Source organism: Chloroflexus sp. MS-G (genome assembly GCF_000735195.1).
Classification (GTDB): Bacteria; Chloroflexota; Chloroflexia; order Chloroflexales; family Chloroflexaceae; genus Chloroflexus.
Window position 1 is genome coordinate 1 of record NZ_JPIM01000092.1, and the last position, 17,864, is coordinate 17,864.

11 protein-coding genes are annotated in these 17,864 nt (G+C 56.2%); 9 read left to right on the plus strand and 2 right to left on the minus strand.

The features are described 5' to 3' along the window. On the plus strand, nt 1-2,188 hold a 2,188-nt coding region (locus JE47_RS21820), incomplete at its 5' end, for an AAA family ATPase (RefSeq protein ID WP_031460554.1). A gap of 202 nt (nt 2,189-2,390) precedes the next feature. Here JE47_RS21820 and JE47_RS0115105 read toward each other — a convergent pair. Together JE47_RS0115105 and JE47_RS0115110 are read right to left on the minus strand one after the other, a co-directional pair. Next, the gene (locus JE47_RS0115105) at nt 2,391-3,827 is read right to left on the minus strand and encodes a DNRLRE domain-containing protein (RefSeq protein WP_031460555.1); all 1,437 of its coding nucleotides are present in this window, start codon (nt 3,825-3,827) and stop codon (nt 2,391-2,393) included. Nucleotides 3,828-5,153: 1,326 nt separating this feature from the next. Continuing rightward, nucleotides 5,154-6,140 (minus strand): GHMP family kinase ATP-binding protein, encoded by a 987-nt coding sequence (locus JE47_RS0115110; RefSeq protein ID WP_031460556.1) that lies wholly within the window; start codon nt 6,138-6,140, stop codon nt 5,154-5,156. Between the two features lie 181 nt (nt 6,141-6,321). Between JE47_RS0115110 and gmhB the strand changes: the two genes are divergently transcribed. From gmhB to JE47_RS0115150, 8 genes are all read left to right on the plus strand, one after another. After that, the gene (gene gmhB / locus JE47_RS0115115) at nt 6,322-6,924 is read left to right on the plus strand and encodes a D-glycero-beta-D-manno-heptose 1,7-bisphosphate 7-phosphatase (RefSeq protein ID WP_031460557.1); all 603 of its coding nucleotides are present in this window, start codon (nt 6,322-6,324) and stop codon (nt 6,922-6,924) included. Nucleotides 6,925-6,936: 12 nt separating this feature from the next. Then, nucleotides 6,937-8,499, plus strand: coding sequence for an efflux RND transporter periplasmic adaptor subunit (locus tag JE47_RS0115120; protein ID WP_031460558.1), 1,563 nt, complete (start codon nt 6,937-6,939; stop codon nt 8,497-8,499). Between the two features lie 12 nt (nt 8,500-8,511). Then, nucleotides 8,512-10,443: a CpsD/CapB family tyrosine-protein kinase gene (locus JE47_RS0115125; RefSeq protein WP_081910048.1), complete on the plus strand. Its 1,932-nt coding sequence runs from the start codon at nt 8,512-8,514 to the stop codon at nt 10,441-10,443. A gap of 9 nt (nt 10,444-10,452) precedes the next feature. After that, complete coding sequence (locus JE47_RS0115130) at nt 10,453-12,405, plus strand: hypothetical protein (protein ID WP_031460560.1); 1,953 nt, start codon at nt 10,453-10,455, stop codon at nt 12,403-12,405. Nucleotides 12,406-12,426: 21 nt separating this feature from the next. Beyond that, a complete protein-coding gene (locus JE47_RS0115135; protein ID WP_035419594.1) occupies nt 12,427-14,904 on the plus strand; it encodes a hypothetical protein in 2,478 nt (825 codons plus the stop codon). An 80-nt stretch (nt 14,905-14,984) separates the two neighbouring features. Further along, nucleotides 14,985-16,151: a DUF1624 domain-containing protein gene (locus JE47_RS0115140; RefSeq protein WP_031460562.1), complete on the plus strand. Its 1,167-nt coding sequence runs from the start codon at nt 14,985-14,987 to the stop codon at nt 16,149-16,151. Nucleotides 16,152-16,298: 147 nt separating this feature from the next. Continuing rightward, a complete protein-coding gene (locus JE47_RS0115145) occupies nt 16,299-17,378 on the plus strand; it encodes a glycosyltransferase family 4 protein (RefSeq protein WP_031460563.1) in 1,080 nt (359 codons plus the stop codon). A gap of 11 nt (nt 17,379-17,389) precedes the next feature. Then, on the plus strand, nt 17,390-17,864 hold a 475-nt coding region (locus JE47_RS0115150), incomplete at its 3' end, for an oligosaccharide flippase family protein (protein WP_031460564.1).

Genomic DNA, 17,864 nt, shown 5'->3' on the forward strand with positions numbered 1-17,864 from the left:
ATTCGACGTGGCGGGCGGCGTGGCGGTCGGCGTGGCGGGCGGCGTGGCGGGCGGCGTGGCGGGCGGCGTGGCATTCGGCGTGGCGGGCGGCGTGGCATTCGGCGTGGCATTCGGCGTGGCGTTCGGCGTGGCGGTACTGCGCCTGCCCGATTACCTGCTGCTGGCGCTGCCAACGTGGCTCATCTGGTCACGTCGCACTCTATTACAGCGACCGTGGCTGCCGCGGGTGACGGTCGTCCCGATCCCCGGTCTGCGGGCGCGCCTGGAGCGCTGGCTGATACGCGACTGGAGCGCCGGCGTCCACAATGTCAATCAGATTCTGGCGTACAGCCTTCAGTTCATCCCGGCGGTAGCAGCTGTCAATCGAGCAATGGCCCGCCTGTCGGTAGCGCAGATCATCCCGGCAGCCGCCGAGCTGGCCCGCGATCCTTTTGATTGGGATCTGGTGCGGTTCGGCGCCGTTCCACTGCGTCGTGCGCTCTGGCGTGAAACAATTGATGGCTTTTTTTTTCTCCTGCCTTCTCGGATCAAACAGCGCTGGATGGATCGTTTCCCGCTGACACCAGTGCTGGACACGTCAGCGCGAGCAGCCTGCGCCGGGTTCTGGTTCCTCTCGCAGAACGACGCGGCGCAGGCGGCGCAGGCGTTTGCGGTAGTGCGCGATCTGGCGGGCGGCGAAGCGTGTTATCGGCTGGCCAGCACGCTGGCGCTGGCGCAGCGGTGCAGCAGTTTCGGTGATCTGGCAGCACTGGGCGTAGACGAATCATTCCTGACCGCCACGCAACCGCCGGTCGGCGATCCGCTGGCGCAGCGCGCATCGTGGCCCGCGCTGGCGCGTCTGCAGCGGGCGGCGCAGGAGGCGCACACGGTGCAGATGAGCGTGTCGCGGGTGGTTCGTTCGCAGGCGCTGAACCGGGCGCTGGCTGAGGTGAACGAGGTTCTGACCGGAATCGAGCAGATCCCACGGGCGGAACGGGAACTGGTGCGCGCGATTGCCACGACCTGGCGCGATCTGTTGCTCAATACGACGGCCGAGGTTGGGCAGGCGACGCCGACGCAGCCGGTGCGCAACCCCTATATCATCGGCGATCCGGTGCCCGGAAATAGACTGGTAGGGCGCGACGATGTGTTGCGCCGGCTTGAAGAACTCTGGTACGGCAGCGCCAACCCGCCGTCGGTGGTGATCTTCGGGCACCGGCGCATGGGGAAAACCTCGATCCTGCGCAACCTGGATGGGCGGTTGGGGAGCCGGGTGCATGTTGCGTATGTCAATCTTCTGTTGCTCGGCGATCTGCGCAACGGTGCCGTTGATCTGTTTGTGAAACTGGCTGACAGCATCGCCGATACCCTCCAGCACAGGCAGTTGCCTGCGCCCCCGATTGGCGACGCGGCGTTTGAGCAGCGGCCCGAACTGGCGTTTGAACGCTACCTGAAGCAGGTCAGCGCAATACTAAACGAGCAGCGCCTGATCATCGCGCTCGACGAGTTTGAGCAACTGGAAGAGTGGATCACCAACGACAGACTGCCGACCGACATCCTGAAGACGTTGCGCGGCTACATCCAGATGGACGAACGGATTGCGTTCGCCTTTGCCGGGCTGCACACCCTTGAAGAGATGAGCAGCGACTATTTTCAGCCGTTCTTCGCCAGTGTCATTCCGGTCAAGGTCAGCTTCCTGAGTCGTGGCGCGGTCGATCAGGTGCTGGCGAACCCGCCCGACCCGGAGTTTGCGCTGGATTACGAGCGTGAGGCGCTTGACCATATCTGGGAACTGACCGGCGGGCAGCCGTACCTGGTGCAACTGATCGGGCATCGGCTGGTCAGCCGGTTCAACACACTCTCCTTCGAGCAGGGCAAGGCGCAGGAGCCACGCTTCCGGCGCGCCGATGTCGAAGCAGTGATCACCACCGATTTCTATCACCAGGCGCGCTACTACTTCACCGGTGTGTGGGGGCAGGCGCAGCATGGCGCGCCGGAGCAGCAGACCATTCTGCGCTGCCTGGCGCCGCACCCCGATGGGCTGCCGTTTGCCCGGCTGTGCGAGATCAGTGGGTTGCCGGAGCGCACGGTTGATCAGGCGCTCCAGACTCTATGCCGCCACGACGTGGTGCACCATCACGATGGGCAGTGGCGCTACACCGTCGAACTGTTCCGGCGCTGGGTGGAGATGGGGGGAGGGGAACAGTAGCTGTTCTCGGTGATACGGTGGGTGGTTCCCCCTCTCCTTCCCCCCAGCCCCATTCCTCTCCCACCAGGGGGAGAGTAAGGGGGAGAACGGCCCTTCCCTTTCCCCTCGGCACCCTCTTCTCCCACCAGGGGCGTGGAAGGTAGGGCCACAGCGATGCTGTGCCCGTTCTGCAGTTCCCCCCAGCCCCCTCCGTTCCTACTAGCTACGGAGACAGCCGCACAACTAAAGTCGGACGATTCTCGGCATTCCAATCGCCAGTGTTACTCGACACAAAGTACTTCCCACTGTGATAGGCGCTATCGGCGGAATAGAGGGCCAGACGTAGCGGTTGACCACGAGTATAGGCTTGCACAAATCCCCACGTTACATCGATCTCGCGTTTAGGGAGGTTTTCCCAACCTGGGAATTGGGGAATTGGATCAACCCAGCCTGAACCAACATTTTCACGTACCAAGGGCGCATTGTTCCAGGTGATGGTAGTCGGGTTCCAATCTTCACCAACCAGTAAAGCCTGGATCAGAGAACGTTGGGCCTGACTGGGTTTGGCATTCCCCATCTGGCTCAGAATCAACCTGGCTGAAATAACGGTACGACCTGCTGGTAAGGTGTTGAGCGGAAAGGTGATATAGTACTTCGCGAAGCAGGGCCAGTCGGCAATATCCGATTGATTCTGAATACTAACGTCACCCTGTTCTGAAGGTGGCGGGCGATTCCCCCAGGTATTCCAGTAATCGCCGCTATCGTCGCACATATAGGGATTAACCCCACCAATCCCGGCATCAACCACAGTGACTCCATTCAAGCGATGGCGAATCTGAAACTCCTGAACTGAACCGGTGGCCGGAGGCGTATACGTCGGGAGACCAAACCTGATACCGCCCCATGTAGATGGCACATCAGCATTCAGTCCTGGCGGCCACGACTGGTCTGGGATTGCCGGATTCCCGGCGGCATTGTCGCGGTCGTGGACGATCAGCGCTATTCGCCAGCGCGTCCCATCGGCTGGTCGTCCACTCAGCCCAAGGCTGGCAAACGGTATCCGAAAGGTCATTGCCCAGCCCCGATCTTCGCTATCATTGTTATCGTTCAATCGATCACCACGCCAGCCGGGAATTGAATGGAAGGCAACCGTCGTCGTTGACCAACTTCCACCGCTCGCACTCTGGCTTAACTGGTAAGCTGGATCAACGACAGCATCACCTCGGAATTGGGCTACGAAGCGGAAACTGGTAGCGCTCAGCCGGGTGCTATTAGCAGTATCAATCAACAGTGTAGCCGCATCCCAGGCCGTCAGATCGGCAGGTGAAGGGGTTGTATCGTACCAGAGCTGACGATCAAAACTGGCAAGGTATAGGTAGAGATCCGTGTCGTTATAACCAATCCGAACATCAGTGTAGTTCGTATCACGGCTCAGTTGGCCAAACCAGAAGATCGCCATCTGATCGAAACGTTCACCGGTTACACTGGCTACCGAAAAGTAGGGGACGTTGATCAGATATTGCGGCTCAGGTGAAGGCCCAAAAATAATTGGCACCCACTGCCGAAAAGGTGGATTACCGGCGATTGTAATCGTGAATGGAAGAACACACCACAGGATAACGAGGATGACAATTTGCTTATATGAGGAGCGGTGGAGCACGCGGATTTCTCCTTACGAGGAATACACCAAATGGTATATCAACGACAGCGCATCTACCTCAATTATACCGGTATCGTCAATGAGAGTGTCAACATTCCTAATTCGAGAGTGGGACTTTTCAAAGGTTTCATCATGCCTGGCAGAGGTGCGTAGAGAAGGGAAAGGAAATAGAAGCGTGAAGAAGATGCGGGTTACTCGCCTATTCCGTAGCACGGGCAGCGGTGTGACATTTCCTGTTCCGTCAGCGGTCTCCCCACGCCACGCTTCGCTCGTCGATCAGGTCGTCAGTGTATGGTAGGGGCGGGAACGAGCACGCCGAGCGACGAGCGAAGCGGTGAAGGGGCGAGGGGGAAGGGAAGGCAGCGCCCTCCCCCTGCCTCGCCCCCAGCGGGGGAGAGGAAGGGGGCTGGGGGGAAGGTGAGGCAGCGCCCTCCCCCTGCCTCGCCCCCAGCGGGGGAGAGGCAGGGGGCCAGGGGGGAAGGTGAGGGAGCGACGCCGACACCCCTCATATGCCCTCGCGTCCAGCCGCCCAGCGGGCAGGTTGGAAACCTGCCCCTACCGGTGCGGGAACGAGCACGCCAGGCGACGAGTGAAGCGGTGAAGGGGCCGGGGGGAAGGGGAGGCAGCGCCCTCCCCCTTCCTCGCCCCAGCGGGGGAGCGGAAGGGGGCTGGGGGGAAGGGGAGGGAGCGACGCCGACACCCCTCATATGCCCTCGCGTCCAGCCGCCCAGCGGGCAGGTTGGAAACCTGCCCCTACCGGTGCGGGAACGAGCACGCCAGGCGACGAGTGAAGCGGTGAAGGGGCTGGGGGGAAGGAGAGGGAGCGCCCTCGCCCTTCCTCGCCCCCAGCGGGGGAGAGGCAGGGGGCTAGGGGGGAAGGGGAGGGAGCGACGCCGACACCCCTCATATGCCCTCGCGTCCAGCCGCCCAGCGGGCAGGTTGGAAACCTGCCCCTACCGGTGCGGGAACGAGCACGCCAGGCGACGAGTGAAGCGGTGAAGGGGCCGGGGGGAAGGGGAGGCAGCGCCCTCCCCCTTCCTCGCCCCCAGCGGGGGAGAGGAAGGGGGCTGGGGGGAAGGTGAGGGCACGCCAGGCGTGCGCCGCAGCACCGGGACGGAATACGTTGCCCCCCCTCCCATCGCGGAAGGGCGACGCATACCCTACCTGCCAACGGTTCTCATCAGCAACGATCCGGTACCTATCGTTTGGAATGCCATTGCAGAACCGCATCAACCATCCAAGTTTTTGATCATGCTCTTAGACAACAATACCTCCAATGTAGTTCCCCCATCATTGGATCAACCCTGCACGTACTACCAGGAAGCGCTACCGCTCTTCAACATAGATAATTTTACTACCCTGTGGCTCAAACTGGATTGGCACGGGGCGCAATTCTGGCAAGGCGGCGCGAATCGCCGGGTGGCGTTCTTCGGGTGCATAGAGGAGCAAGAAGCCACCACCACCGGCACCCAGGATTTTACCGCCGATAGCGCCAGCAGTACGGGCACGCTCATACCAATCATCAATCTGGGAATTAGAGATGCTGCTGGCCAATTCGCGTTTGCGCATCCAGCCCTCGTGTAAAATCTCGCCGAACGCATCAAGATTATCGTGATGCAGGGCAATGCGGAGATCGTGCGCCAGCTCTACCATACGGCGCAAATGGCGCCGTCGCGACACGTCGCGTTCAGTGTTTTCCCGCTGTTCACGCAACACATCATCGGCTTTACGGGTGGCACCGGTATACAACATCAGTAAGCGCTGCTGCAACAAGCGCTTCGTCTCGCTCTGACAGATGATCGGATCGACAAACACCGTCTCATCAGGATTAAATTGAATAAACTGAAAACCGCCAAATGCTGCAATGTATTGATCCTGCTTACCGATAGGAGCACCGCAGCGCTCGATTTCGATGTAACACGCCTCTCGTGCCAACCGTTCGGCGCCGGCGAAACGGCCAACGAAGGCATAGAGCGCATTCAACAGGCCAACGGTATAGGTACTCGATGAACCTAGACCGGTACCTTGCGAGGGAATATCAGAGATTGAAGTAATCTCGATGGAGTGTGTTCGGCCAACCAGCCGTAACGCCTCACGAATAAGTTGGTGCTTGAGATCATCAACCCGCTCGACAATTTCAGTTACCGAATAACTAGCCCGAATCTGCCGATCAAACTTCTCGTTCACCGTAATGTAGATATACTTGTTAATAGCAGTGCTGACAACTGCGCCTGGTTCATGACGGTAGTACGCCGGTAAATCACTACCACCGCCAACGAAACTGACGCGCAACGGCGTGCGTGAGATGATCATACCTTCCCCCCTATCAACGTCATCCTTTGCATGCACGCACATTAGCAGATGAAGCTGACAGGATTTTTATAAATCCCCTTCATTTTTGTTAGCATATCGTCAGCAACAACGTGTACTGTACTTATGTCACTATTGTCATCGTCTGCTTATGCCATCAGGGCAGCGCCAGGGGGAGGGGCTTATGCGCGCTGTATTTCTCGACCGCGATGGAGTGATCAATTACAACCGGGCAGACCACGTTAAGAGCTGGGCGGAATTTCAATTTTTGCCTGGCGCACTGACAGCGTTGCGTCTGTTGACAAACGCCGGGTTTCGCATCTTCATCATCACGAACCAGGCCGCAGTCGGGCGAGGGCTGATGAGCCTGGAAGCATTGGAAGACATTCATACCCGGCTGCGAGCTATTGCCGATCACCACGGTGCGCACATCGAGGACATCCGCTATTGTCCTCACACCCCCGAAGAGCGTTGCCATTGCCGAAAACCGCAACCGGGGATGATCGAGGAGCTGGCCAGGCAATACCAGATCGACTGCCGAAAGACCTTCCTCATCGGGGATGCCCTCACCGACATTGCTGCCGGTCAACAGATGGGATGTCAGACGATTCTGGTCAAGAGTGGCCGTGGTGCTGCTGAATCGCAGAAGACTGAACTGCGGCGGTTTCAGCCAACGTACATCGCCGATGATCTGCTGGCCGCCAGTAGATGGATACTGAGGCAAGAGGCAGTGCAAGTACCGGCTGTCGGCGTACCATTGACCGGTGCGTTGGCAGTGACACATTAGGCCGGAGAATGTATGGGATACCGAAGACTTGTCTGGCCCATAATCCTGATCTTAGGTGTTGCATTCGGGCTGAGTAGTTGTAGTATCAGTACGCTGGTTGGCGCACCGACGCCTGAACCCTGGACACCACCACCAACACCGGAACCGACTGTGGTAGCAATCGCACCAACGGCAACAACGACAGTACCGGTACAAAAGACCGTTGCCGTTGCGCTGGGAACCTTTCACGACCGGCGTGAGTTTAGTGGTCAGGTCACGCCAATTCTTGAACGTGGTCTGGCGTTTCGCGAGAGTGGTATTTTGCGCAATCTGTACGTCGAAGTAGGGGCGCAGGTAAAGGCCGGGCAACTCTTAGCCGAAATCGATCTGGGCACACTTAAAAATCAGCTACGTCAGGCGCAGATCAATGCCGATCAAGATCGGCGAATGATTGATCAGGTTATCGCCCGTGCTCAGATTGACGTTCGGGCAGCCGAAGTAGCCCTGGCTGCGGCTCGTGACCGACTGGCACAACTCACGACTCCTGCTTCGGCAAGCGACATTGCCGAGGCGCGAGCTGCATTACAGCGCGCTGAAGCGGCGCTGGCCCGCACGCGCAATGACGCTTCAGCCGTAAAGACCCGCGCTGAACGGGCACTTGCCGACCGCGTAGCAGCATTACAGCGCGTCCAGGCCGCATTCGGCGAAGCCCGTGCCCGCCTTGAGGTGGAAGATACGCCAGAAGTACGTGCACTCGTTGACCGGCTTGCGGTTGAGCTGCAAGCCGCAGAAAGTGCAGTGGCGCTGGCCCAAATCGAACTAGATACGGCACGGGGGAATGAAATTGCAGCAGTGCAGGCTGCGGAAGCCGATGTCGAACTGGCCCGTGCCCGTCTTGAGCGGCTTCTCAGCGGGCCAAATCAGTTTGACGTCATTGCTGCACAGCGTGCAGTGGAACAGGCGCAGATTCAACTCGATGCTGCCCGGCAGCGCACAACGCCCGATCCTGCGCTGGTGAAGAGTCTGGCAGCTTCAGAACTCAGGATCAAAGAGATCGAGCAGCAGATCGAAGCCCGTCGGATTTATGCGCCCTTCGATGGTTCAGTGACGGCCATTGATGCTCTGGTCGGCCTGCCCGTGCAAGCTGAAATGCCGGTCATTCGGTTGATGGACGATTCAGGCTTACAGATCACCGTCAGCTCGATAAATAGCTCCGATCTCGAACGCATTCCTGATAGAACGCCAGTTGAAATCTCTTTTGTCCGTTATCCTGGTCGCACATTTCAGGGCGTGGTACGCAAACCTACCGGCATGTCCACCCTTCAAACACCAGAACTCCATATTATCTATAATGCCCGTGACATCCCATTAGCAGTTGGTGATCCGGCATTAGTTACCATTGATTTCGGCCAACGCGAAAACGTGCGCTGGTTGCCCGTCGAGGCAATTCGTCGTGATGGCGGGACCTATGTCTTAGTGCCAGGTGACAACGGCCCGCAGCGGGTAGAGGTCCAGACCGGTTTGATGGTGGATGGTAAGGTTGAAATCATAAGCGGCCTGGAAGCAGGTGATCTGGTGATTTTGCCTAGTAGTTAAGGAGCTTTCATAATGCTCACCTGGAGCGACATATGGTCTTACCTCCGCATCGTGTTGCGCTGGTGGTGGGTAGTTTGCTTGGCGGCAGCCACGGCTGGCGGAGCGGCACTGATCTTTACTCTTCGTCAACCTGATTACTATGTGAGTCGGGTGACATTGCGGGTGGGCGAGTCGCTCGCTGCCATACCTGATCCCCAGACGTTTGGCTTAAGCACGACTGTTGCCGGTTTTTATGCTGAAATGGCGCGCCGTGAGATCATTCTGGCGCCGGTTGTCGAACAACTCAAGCTACCCTTCCCGTGGCAAGTGATTAGCACGTACATGCTTACGACCAGTGTCAATCGGCAAGCCAGTCTCCTTGACATCACGATCACCGACACCAATCCCCAGCGGGCAGCAGCGATTGCTAGTGCAGTTGCCGAAGAATTAATTCGTTTTAGCCCAAACTCGCCGGAAAAAGTGGCAGAACAGCGTAATCTGCTTAACGAACAGATTGCCCGATCACAGGCTGAAATAGATCAACTTGATCGCCAGATTGAGCAGGCGCGGGCGATGCTAGCTCAGGCAACCAGCGCTACCGATCTCCGCGAAGCGCGTAACCGTCTTAAAGAGTTAGAGCTGGCGCGTGATACAGCACAAAATACCTACGCGCAGTTGCTACGGTTACAGAATACCAGCCTGATTAGTAGTCTGGCAATCTTCGAGGCAGCGAAAGTACCAACTTCACCATTACCAAACAAACGAAATCTGACCGTCGCTATTGCCGCCCTGAGTGGATTATTGCTAGGAATAATAGCTGCTTTTGGCCTGGAAATTATCGATACCCGCTGGCGTAATCATAATGACCTGCGGAGCCGCTTTGGGCTGAACTTTCTCGGTGCTGTACCGGGTAAGCGTCCACTGATCGAACTCGACGAAGAAGAAGCCAGACAGCGTCGGCAAGCCGTTAAAGAGGCGCACACCCAGATTGTGCTGGCCGGACTTCCCCGTAACGCGCGGATTCTGATGATCAGCGGGCCACGTCCTTCAGTCGAACGGAGTGCGCTGGTCGTTGATCTGGCTCATTGCTACACCCTGTCGGGGTATCGGGTACTGTTGGTCGACGCAGAAACTGAAAGGGCGATCCTCAGTGGACTGTTCTCTAATCCAGATGCAGTGCTACAACCGATTACGATTGATGGTGAAGCGCAGGTCTGGTCAAGTTTACGCATAACACCGTTAAAAAATGTGTTGCTTCTGAGCCGTAACACTGATGAAGATGGCCGACCTTTACCTCCTTCACAACCATGGCCAGCGCTGGTTGATGGTCTGCAACGTGCGGCCGATATTTTGATCTTTGATGGCCCATCAACACTCAGCGGAATAGAAGCTGCCTTGCTGGCACCAATGGTTGACGGCGTTGTTCTGGCGCTGAAACCCATCGAAGACAGCAGTCGCGATATTCAACAAAGCTTGAAGCGGTTGACGTTGAAGCGATCCGACAGTGTGCTGGGAGCAGTGATGCTGACTGATACATTTGCCCTGTCGGGAAAACCCGAACGACCGCGCTTGCCGCTTAACAGTTTACACCACCTCCTTAGCGTAGGGCCGTTACGGTTGCTGAATCCTGGAAAGGGCAATCAGGCAAGAGACGCTACACGAACGGATCATGAACCCCGGTCAGCGCGCCCGGCGACTACGCCCAGTTCTCATCGAGATGATGCTGATGAGCAATATTCTCCGCTTGAAGCCGGGATAAGAACACCAAGAGTCATTATCACTCCACCAACCGACAGCAGCCAACCAATTGTTACCGCACCACCTATTGCCACCGAAGCGGGTTATGAACGTGCGGTTGGTGAACCACCATTCATAATCGATTATCAGCAAGGCGAACGCCGATCAGCACCGTTCAGACGACCGCCACGACGTCGTTCGGTGATGAGCCGTCGGCGACGAGGATGAGTGTTATCCATGCGCTACGTGCAGCGATCCATCACGCGACGAGCATTTCTATCGGGTATGCTGGCCGCTACCGGGTTAGGGGGAATGGTGGCTTTCGGCGTTGAACAGTGGCCGTTATCGGCACCTGTGTCTAATATCAAAGCTCTCCCGCTGCCGCCAGCGCGTGGTTTTGCGCCATTATTATTGGCAAGGGATCGGGCGCCACAGCCGGATTTTACTGCCTACCTCGCTGAAATCTTACGGGCGGAAGGCTTTGTTGGTCTCCGTCAAACCAGTCTGCGGCAGATAGACAGTGACATCAATGGTGCGGTGATCATCGTTGGTTCGGCTCCACTGCCGAAAGAGAGTGTGGAATGGTTATCCCAATTCGTTCGTAGCGGTGGTGGTCTGATTGGTATCCGCCCCGATCCAGCACTGGCCGAGATTTTTGGTGTCGCTTATTTGGGAGTGGTGCAACGCGACGACTCGCTCTATCCTTTACCCTCAACCGGGATCGCTGGCCCCCTCCAACTACACACCGTATACGACCGGGTACGTCTGCGCGGCGCAGAGCTTGTGGCAAGCAGTAGCGATGGCGATCCATTAGTGACAATTCACCAGATCGGCGCCGGCAGAGCTGCCTTGTGGACATTTGATCTGGCGCAAACGATTGCGCTTATTCGACAAGGCAATCCGGCATGGACAAACCAGGAACGCGACTTGATGAAAGGGTTACGCGCAAGCGATCTCTTTGTAGGCTGGATCGATCTAGAACGAATTGCTATTCCGCAGGCCGATGAACACCAACGTCTGCTAAGCCGTATGATCGATGAGGTGAGTCCTATTCCCATACCCCGGCTATGGTACTTCCCCGATAACGCCGCCGGTGCGATTATTGCTACCGGCGATGCCCACGGCAGTCGGGTGAGCCATATTGAGCAGTGGTTCAGCATTATCGAACGCCACGGCGGTCATGGCTCGATCTACTATACACCGCCACCGGCCAATACTGCCGGTCGGTTAACGCGCAAGCTACGCTGGACACTAAGCCAGATACCGTTGATGGGGGCGGCGATTGCCGGCGAAGACCCGTTGCCAGGACCACATCACGTTCGTGAATGGCGGGATCGTGGTCATGAATTCGGGATACATCCTTATGTTGAAGACGGGTTGGAAGACGGTTATTACCGGCATTGGTGTGAGTTTATCAAACTCGGCTATGGCCCACTTCCGCCAACGGTACGCACCCATCGCGTCCTCTGGCGCGGCTGGGTAGACAATGCCATCGTTCAAGCTGCATACGGTATCCGAATGAACCTCGATCACTACCATAGCGGCCCGGCAGTGCGCAAACCTGATGGAACGTGGACAATGGGCTATCTCAATGGCAGCGGCCTGCCGCTCCGTTTTGTGAGCGAAGATGGGACGGTCATCGATGTGTATCAGCAGGCAACGCATTTGGTTGATGAACACCTGATGCCGGTGTTTCAAACCGGTTTTGACGTTGGTCTCGACGGAGCACGTGCAGCTATCCAGAGCATAGCTCAGATTGCGACCAGTATTGATCGCTATCCAGCTGCGCTAGGTCTCCAATGTCATGTTGATCCCTTTCTGATCGGCGGCCAAATTGCTCACGAGGTGGCACGCTGGCTTGATCAAATACTTGGCTATGCAGCCGGGATGGGACTACCGATTATGACCGCCGAGCGCTGGCTATCATTTATCGATGTCCGCAACACCAGTGACTGGCTTGAGATAAGTTGGAACGAACAACGCCTCTCCGCAACGATCAGCATCCCGCCATCACCATTCTCGCTGACGCTGCTTGTCCCTGAAACGCACCGCCAAACGCGGCTACGAACGATCAGCCTTGGTCGTGAGAGCATTCCCGGCCAGAAACGACAGATCGCTGGCAAAACCTACCGGATGATCAGGCTCCGTAGCGGTCAACAGCAGATGATCGCTGATTACGCCTCGTTATAGGATTGCACCCAGAGAGTAGTTATGACCATTCCACTACAGCAGTCGATCGGTAAGTATCTCGGCCTAGCCGCTATCAGCGGTAGTATACTCGCCCTTCAGATCACCTTCACCCGAATCTTCTCGCTAATGATCTGGCATCACTTCACCTACATGGTGATCGGTATTGCCCTGCTCGGTGGCGGCGCTGCGGGTACATTCCTTGCCGTGCGACGCTGGGGGCCAGCCAGACTCCAACAACGGTTGGGGCTGCTAGCGCTCGCATTTAGCCTAACCAGCCTGAGTAACCTGGTCGCAATCAACACAATTGCGATTGACCCACTGCGCGCTGCCCAAATTGGCTGGGCAATTGTGGGACTCAGCATCTATTTTATTTGTCTATTCAGTACGTTCTTCAGCGGTGGCCTGGTGATCGCGGCAATCTTTGGGCGCTGGGCAGGCACCTCACACCGGCTCTACTTTGCCGATATGCTGGGAGCAGGCCTCGCCACAATCACCGTATTACAAGTCATACAACTTATCGGTGGACCGGCAGTTATTGTCCTGATCGGGCTTATCGGCGCAGGATCAGCACTCTTACTCGGCTATGAAGCGCGAGGCTGGCAACGCTGGCTGATAGCAATAACCATCGTTGGTGAAACCACTCTGCTCGGTGTGATGATTGCCTTTCCACCAACGTTAGCAGTACCAGCCTCAAAGGAACTGGGTTGGGCTATGCAAGCCCAACAAACCGGACCTGAATTTACCCGGTGGGATGCTGTAGGTCGGGTTGATGTCATGCCGGAAATTATTGTCACCGAGCCGATGATTGTAGGAGCAGTCAGTTCAAACTACGGTATGGAAACTCGTCCGGCGCTACCGCTCAAACTGGTGACGATTGACGGCACTTCGATGACCGGGATGTACCGGTTTGACGGAAGCGATACCGATCTTGAACGATTTCGCTTCTTCGATCACGCGATTATCAGTGCAGCCTACCACGTCGGTAAGGAACATCCACGAACACTGCTAATTGGGGTTGGCGGTGGCCTTGACATTCTCCTGGCCCGTTTCTACAAAGCCTCGCAGATCACGGCCATTGAACTAAACCCAACCATTGTTCAGCTCTTAAAAGGACGCTACGCCGATTACACCGGGAGACTGGCCGAGCATCCTTCAACAGAACTCATCATTGCCGAAGGCCGTAGTTTCCTCAGTCGCACCACTGAGCAGTATGACATTATTCAAGGCATTGGACTTGACAACCTGGCGGCTCTATCAGGAGGTGCGTATGTGTTGGCCGAGTCATACCTCTACACGGTTGAAGCCCTCGAACAGGCGATTAGCGCCCTTACTCCAAACGGTATCTTCTCGTGGACGCGCGATGTCAACAATCCACCTCGCGAGATGCTACGCCTGACGGGATTGGCCGCCGAAGCACTCCGTCGCATGGGTGTGCATAATCCGGCGGCCCACATTGCCATCATTGCTAATGAACACGGCGTCAATGCAACGCTGCTGGTGAGTCGCACACCATTCCAACCAGAACAGATCCAACGATTGCGCCAGTGGGGAGTAGCGAACAACTTCACCATGCTACACGATCCCTTCGAGCGACTGAACACACCCTTTGCCGATTATCTCTATGCGAGCGATCCGCGGGCTTTTGAACAAACGTACATGTTCCAGATTTTCCCGGTAACTGACGATAATCCCTTCTTTTACAACTATTTCCGTTGGGACAATCTGCACTTTGACAAGACGTATGAAGGACGGCTGAATCGCTTCCCGATCGGCAATCTAATCTTACTGACTATGGCGCTGCTGGCTGTCGGTGCGGCGATCGTCTTCATCATCGTCCCCTTAGTTCGCTATCAGCGCGATGGGATACACATACCCGGCGCTATGCCGACCCTGACCTACTTTAGCCTGTTAGGCGCGGCCTACATGTTCATTCAGATTGTGCTAATCCAGCGTTTTACTTTGTTCATCGGCTATCCAATCCATGCGACGACCACAACCATTGCCAGTATGTTGGCCTTTGCTGCAATTGGCAGTCTGGTTATCAGCAAGCACATCCGGAGTGTTGGTGCCTTACGGCTGATACTCATCAGTATCGCCTTCCTAACGGTAATCTACATCGTTGCGCTTCCACGACTATTTAGTGCCTGGATGCACTGGCCAGACCCGGCGCGAATTGTCGTCAGTATGCTTATCATCGCGCCACTTGCTACCCTGATGGGCATCCCCTTCCCTGTCGGCTTACGCCAGCTTAGTACCCAAGCACCAGGGTTGGTGGTCTGGGCATGGGGCATGAATGGCGTCTTTTCGGTATTGGGGTCTGTTTTGGTCATCATCATTAGTATGAGCAGTACTTTCACTGTTGCGATGCTTTGGGGAGCGGCTGGGTACAGCGGAGCAGCTCTAGTTGGAAAGGCACTTTGGCATGTAGCTGTTCAAGGTGAGACGGTTGTTACACCGATCAAGCTCAGCAAGACATCGATCCAGACGCCATTGTCATAGCACTGTGCGGCAAACAGATCACATCCACGACAGTACCAGTGCCATTATCGCAGCGGTAAACATGCTGAAGGAGAGAGCACATGCGCACTGTAAGCATAACGACTGAAGCCCGCTCCACTGTGGTTGACCAGCACGCCAGCAGCGAGCGGATCGTTGCGATTGACACATTACGAGGCGTTGCGCTGATCTTGATGGCGCTTGATCACAGTGCATTCTTCATCGGAGCAGGTTTGCAGGCCGAGTCATACGGTGGGCAAGCGGTCACATTGCAAAGCCCTGTCTACTGGTTGAGTGGCTTGCTAACCAATCTGGCATCGCCGATCTTCTTCTTTCTAGGTGGGTATAGCCTGGCGTTGTATGCAGCCGCTCAGCATCGTCGTGGCCGACCAGAACAGGATACAACACGCTTTATCCTGATTCGTGCATTGGTCATTTTGATCCTTGATCTCACGATCTGCACCTGGTTTTGGCGGGGTGCCACGCCATATGTGCACGTTCTTACCAGCATAGCCGCAGCAATGATCGTGCTTGCCGGTCTGCGTCAATTCTTAACGGCACAACAGATCGGGATCGCGGCAGTGATCACCCTGTTGCTTCATCAACTCTGGATCGGAGTGCTGGCCCCTGAATTGATGAACAATACGCCACAACCGTTCTGGCAAGCATTCTGGCTTACCTACAGCTACGAGACCCAACCAGCAATTGGCTTTGCCGTACTGGGCTGGGGGCCACTGCTCTGGCTGGGGTACGCCGTTGGTCACCATCATCACCAAACCTCTCTACAGCAACCACAACATTGGCTACAGATTGGAGCAGGTCTCCTGATTGGTTGGTGCATCTTGCGCATCATTGGCGGCTTCGGTGATCTGGGATCATTTGGTACTATTGGCAATACACCGGCTCACATCCTGGTGATGAGCAAAGCACCACCCAGTCTGAGCTACTTTGCCTTCAATCTTGGAATCGCAGCATTCATCCTGGCAGCAGCCTATGCCAGATCAAACATCTTTTCCAGCGGCTCTTTGCGCTGGCTCCCAATGGTCGGGCAGGTCTCGCTCTTCTTTTATGTGACGCATATTATCATCTATCACCTCATCGCTCTGGTCATGAGTCAGTTGCCACTGGCCGGACCACGTATCCTTTGGGGGTATCTCGCCTGGGTGAGTGGCTTGATCATACTGATCCCGCTCGGTTTCTGGTATCGACAGCAGCGCAAGCGGTATCCGCAGGTATTGCGTTATCTCTAAACGTGTCCTTGAAGACAACTCAGCTCATCGTTACCCAGGAATGTTCAGACCCGTTCTCAGCACTACATCTGGCAAGAATGAAGATGGTGTCATCTGATAACGACACGCTGTTTAAGATACCGTCAGCCTTTCGTGATAGAGTGGCTTATGCAAACACCTGTACCACGTACCCTGGTAGTGGCAACCAGTGCATCAGTGCCGGGACTGGAAGCAGCGGTTCAGGCCGGTACTCATCAGCGGATCGATTATCTTGAACTGGCCAGCAGATTCAAGAGTTGTTATGTCGATTATGGCCTGGTACGACCTCATCGGCCCTTATGCTATCTTGAATTGTTGATACGGTTGGATCTACGGTTAGCATTGCAGGTAGCGCAGCTAGTACGATACAGAGATTATCAGGTTGTCATTAGTCTCTCAGAGCGAGCAGGCATTCCACTGGCTCTCGTGCTACCAACCAACGTGCGTCATCTGGTGATCTTTCATCACGGGATGTCGAAGCAGAAACTCCGATTAATACGGGCATTACGATTACAACAACGGTGGGACATCGTGGCAGCGATCAGTCAGGCGGAAGCGCAAGGGATGTGCAGCGAACTCGGCTTAGCGAAAGATCGGGTGGTCGCCCTCCACACACCGGTCGATACCGAATTCTTTCGCCCGATCCAGAGCACTCAGAAAGCTACCGTCGTTCAGAGCTTAGGCGCATCGCACCGCGATTATGAAACGTTCATTCGAGCCATGAGTCACCTACCGCATATTCCGTGTCATCTCCGGATCGGCAGTAGTTGGGTGAGTGGCGCTGGTATGCTCAAACATGATGTATTGCCGGCTAACGTTAGCTTACAACCGTTTGTCCCTCCAGATCACCTGCGCATCTGCTATCTTCAGAGCCGCATCGTGGTGGTCCCCATTCGGGCCAGCACGCAATGGAGTGCCGGATGCACATCGGTACAAATCGCGCAGGCGATGGGCCGACCGGTGATTGCCACCCGCCGACCAGGGTTAGCCGAGTACGTCGTTGAGGGCGAAACTGCATTGCTGGTTAAACCGGGAAGTGTAGAGGAGATGGCAACAGCAATTGCCAGCTTGTGGGACGATCCAGATCGGGCAGAACAGATGGGAAAGGCGGGACGCCGCTTAATGGAAGAGCGATTCACGATTGACCGTTGGCTTGATCGGGTCGAAGAGCTTACGCACTGGATGGTTGACCATCCAATCGCACGCTGAAGTGAGAGAACATGAATCAACTTGCTGGAACAATTCTGCGCAACTCAGTCGTCGGAATGATTGCTCAGGTAGCGATCAAACTCCTCTCGTTTTGTTTTTCGATCTTCATTGTGCGACAACTTGGCGCCAGTGACTTCGGTCAGTATGCAGCCGTCATTGGCTTCGGGAGCGTCTTTCTCTTTATCGCCGATCTTGGGCTGGCACCATATACAGTGCGCGAAGTGGCCCGTTTGCGTAGCGAGCCGCATAATCTGGAAAAAATCCGCGACCTCTATGCTGATGTGCTTGGCCTACGTCTCGTGCTTGCACTCATTGCTGGTGTGTTGGTTGTCAGCGCAGCAATCATCACCGCACGACCGCTGCTGATGATCGGCGCCATTGCCCTCAATGGACTGACGTTGCTTGTCTATGCTGTACACGGCAGTAGTGAAGCTGTGCTGGCCGGCTACGAACGGCTCGATGTGACCGCCGGAATGCAGGTGGTGA